Origin of the sequence: Varibaculum sp., from assembly GCF_008661855.1 — a bacterium.
GTDB lineage: Bacteria > Actinomycetota > Actinomycetes > Actinomycetales > Actinomycetaceae > Varibaculum > Varibaculum timonense_A.
Window position 1 is genome coordinate 1 of record NZ_RPZY01000001.1, and the last position, 3,561, is coordinate 3,561.

2 protein-coding genes are annotated in these 3,561 nt (G+C 48.2%); one reads left to right on the forward strand and one right to left on the reverse strand.

From position 1 onward, the window contains the following. The first annotated feature begins 11 nt into the window (after positions 1-11). Positions 12-1,499 carry a hypothetical protein gene (locus tag QZT94_RS00005; RefSeq protein ID WP_296773076.1) on the forward strand — a complete coding sequence of 496 codons (1,488 nt, stop codon included), beginning with the start codon at positions 12-14 and terminating at the stop codon, positions 1,497-1,499. A 162-nt stretch (positions 1,500-1,661) separates the two neighbouring features. On the opposite strand, the gene QZT94_RS00010 is transcribed toward QZT94_RS00005, so the two are convergent. Then, entirely contained in the window at positions 1,662-3,212 is a 1,551-nt protein-coding gene (locus QZT94_RS00010) for a chorismate-binding protein (protein WP_296761270.1), read from the reverse strand. Between the last annotated feature and the right edge of the window lie 349 nt (positions 3,213-3,561).

Here is a 3,561-nt window from a genome sequence, read left to right on the forward strand (position 1 = left end):
AGATACTGTAAATGAAATTATTCGAGAAAATAGCGGGTGCAACTTTAGCGGGTGTTGTAGCCTTGTCTTTTAGTGCTGTACCCGCATTTGCGGCAGCTAAGGATGACTATCCAGCTAAACCGCCCGCAGAGAAAATCAAGGTTTACAATCCTTGGGATTTAACTGACCAAGAGGTCAAAGCTCTCCAGGAAAAAGTAAAAGAAGCGAACCCTGAGGCTTTAAATGTAACGATTCAGGGTGGGGTTGCCACCTTGCTCTACAAGGACATTTCAACCAACACATTGGATGTTGCGGATATTACTAAATATGCCTGGACTACCGATAACGAGTCCCATGATGTTCCGCAGCTGCCACTGTGGCAAAACAATGGTGAAACCATTTCTGCCCCTGATTACCCGTGGGACAAGGTAAATCTTTACTTCTTCCGTGGTGATACTGCTGGGTTGGTAAACCACAAGATTTATTTAGAGAATCTGGCATTACCGGGTAATCCAAAGAATAAAAAGGGTGACACCATCCGCACGCCCTCAATCTCTCAAGTTAAGTTAAATGCCGATGGTAGACCGTACGTGGAAGTACAGGATTTACCGAAAGGTCTACTTCTGGACATGGCAGAGAGCGGACAGGTTAAGTCTGATGCCGATGGTAGTTATCCTCAGTATGAAATCAAAGTAGGCGGCACGGTTGCTCTTGATGCGAAATTAGGTGACCATAAAACCACCTATACGGTTTACCGTGCTTCCAACAATCAAGATAAATCAGTTGGCAAGATGTATTACGTAGTTAAGCCGCTTAAGGATAAGTACGAGCCTGTTCTTGACCAGACTTTGAATAATGTAAATAAACCCATTGAAATTTCAAGCCTCACCGAATTAACCTCCGATAAAATTAACGGGGCAAAAGCTGTAACTTTTAAAGCAAAAGCGAAGGCAAGTGACGCTGATTATAACCAAACAGATTTGCAGCTTCCTGAAGGTACAAAACTTGTACCCGATTCTATCGATCCTACAAAGATCGGAGTTGCCCAAGAGATTACCGTAAACGTCAAATACAAGGACGATCAAAAAGGCGACTCCATTGACACTGTAAAGATGTTCGTCAAAATCAACTTCGCTGATCCGGTTGTGGTTGCGGTTGATGATGTTGCTAAGTTGACTGCTGGTGAGAAGGATGCTGTTAAGGCTGCGGTTAAGGCTGCTAATCCTAATCTTCCTGATACTGCTAAGGTCGAGGTTGCTGATAACGGTAAGGTGACTATTTCTTATGCTGATGGTTCTTCGTCTGTGATTGAGCCTGCTAAGACTGTTCGGGCTAAGACTGCTGCGGAGAAGGCTAAGCCAGGAAAATCTCAGGACTCGAAGACAAAGCCAGGTAAGGGATCTGTTTCCGGTCGTTTAGGAAATACCGGCACTCAAGCATATGTAGCACTAATCTGCTTCATCACAATGCTAGGAGCCGGAATGGCATTAGTATCCGTCCGTAAAAAGGCGAAAAACTAAAAAGAGTTAAAAACTAAATAATCATTTGAGCTACAGCTAGTTATCTGCATTAACCTGGATAGGGGCAGATAACTAGCTGTAGCTTTCTTATAACTAACGGCTAATGTGCATAGTGCTTTAAGAAAACCCGCCAAGTTCGCGTTTTTAGATATCTCAGTATACTTACGCTGTTAATGCCCGAATCATTGGTGACATTTTGGTTTCAGTCTCGACCAGTTCGCGCTGAGGATTAGAATCCCCCATAATGCCAGCACCAGCAATAACTCGGTAAATATCGCCACGGGAATGATGCCGCTGCGCGCACCGCAACGCGATTGCCCATTCGCCCTCGCCACTGGCATCCATCCAGCCTATTGGGGCAGCGTAACGCCCCCGATTCATTGCTTCTAGTTCGCTAAGGCGGGCTGCTGCAACTTCGCGCGGTTTGCCGCACACGGCCGCGGTGGGGTGTAAAGCTCCAGCAGCGCTCAGCGAGGTTACGCCCTGGTCTGCTAGGTTTTCGGCAGTAATATCGGTTGCTAAATGGGTGACATACCCTAGGCGGAGTAGACGCGGGGAGGGAACTTGCAAATCGAGACCGAGGTTCACAAGTGATTCTTCGGCGCTTTGCACCGCTAATTGGTGTTCTAGCTGCTCTTTAGGGTCGGTAAAGAGATAATTCTCCTTGGTGGGAATAGCCGAGCCAGCCAGGACGCGGCACAGCAGTTTTCCGTCCAGAACGCTGGCTAGCATCTCGGGGCTAGCTCCCACCAGGTCGCCTATCGCGTATGTCCAACAGGTCGGGTATTGATTTGCCAGGTAGCTTGTAACTCTAAGTAAAGAAATCTCCTGATCAAAGCGAAGTTGTATGTCACGGGCGAGTACGATTTTCTCGGCCCTACCACTTTGAATTTCGCTTCGTGCTCGCCCTACCGCCTGCATCCAGTCTTGCGGATTTAGATGAGGATAGCTTTTCTCTATACAGACCGGAGCACTTTCCCCGCCGCGACTGGGCATTTTTGCCTGCAGGGTCGCTGGTTTCGCTACGGCTAATGTGGGGTCAGAGGGATACCCCTTAGTTATTGTTTGCCTGGAGTTAGTGCTTAATTTGTCGCTTCGTGTTTGGGAGGAAACTGGTTCGCATCCTTGAGAATTACTATTCTCACCTTGTAAACGCGCCTGCCAAAGCCAGGTTCCACTATCGGTGCTTACCACCGCGAGGGCTGGTATTAGCAAAATGGAGGAAGTGGAGGGACTGAAACCAAAACTACCGAATACCAGCGGCCAGTTAGGTGTCGAATCTGCTTTGTTTCCATCAAACTGAGCGCTAGTTTCTTTCCGGAAAATAGGATTATCGGTGTTGGCGGCAAGGGGCGTGGGCTGAGAGTCGGAAGGATATTCCTGATTCGCATTACCGTTTGGGAAAATAGTGGTGTTATATATTTGGTTTCTAAGGTTTTGACTGTGTGAACACAGCTTTTGCCAGGTGGTTTGGGCTTTATGGAAACTGTCTGTCCCGCTAAAAGATTCCTGCCACGCTATCCCTATTCCGGCTATCTTCAGGCGCTGTCCGCTCCATACGGTCAGGGCGTTTTCCGCGGGTAACTGCGCGGAAAGTCGCTGCTGATTTTGCTGTAGATACGCAATTAGCTGGTCGAACTGGCAGCCGTGTTCGCTCAGCCGGCATACATGGTACTGCAAAACTTTGCTTGCGGATAGGCTGTATGGGCACACGATTCCTCATGATAAGTCAGGAAGCTAGTAGAAACGAACCGATTTGCTGCATGAGGGATTTCTTGGGTGAGTTACTGGGGTGTTATATCTTTCGGGCAGCGCTTGATTCTCACGTTAATGCCCTCCGCAGGCGGAAATGTTTCGGGAGGGCGGAAATGTCAGCGCTAATGCTATAAAACCACCCTCTCTGTGCAGAATCGCCCTCCCAACACAAAACCACCCTCCCGACACGCAATCGCCCTCCCTAACTAGCCTTAACTGTCCCTAATCCCTCAAAATCCTGCCAATCTCCCCCTAACACCGTAACTGGGCGGGTGATTTTGTCTGTGGAGGGTGGAAATGTTACGGG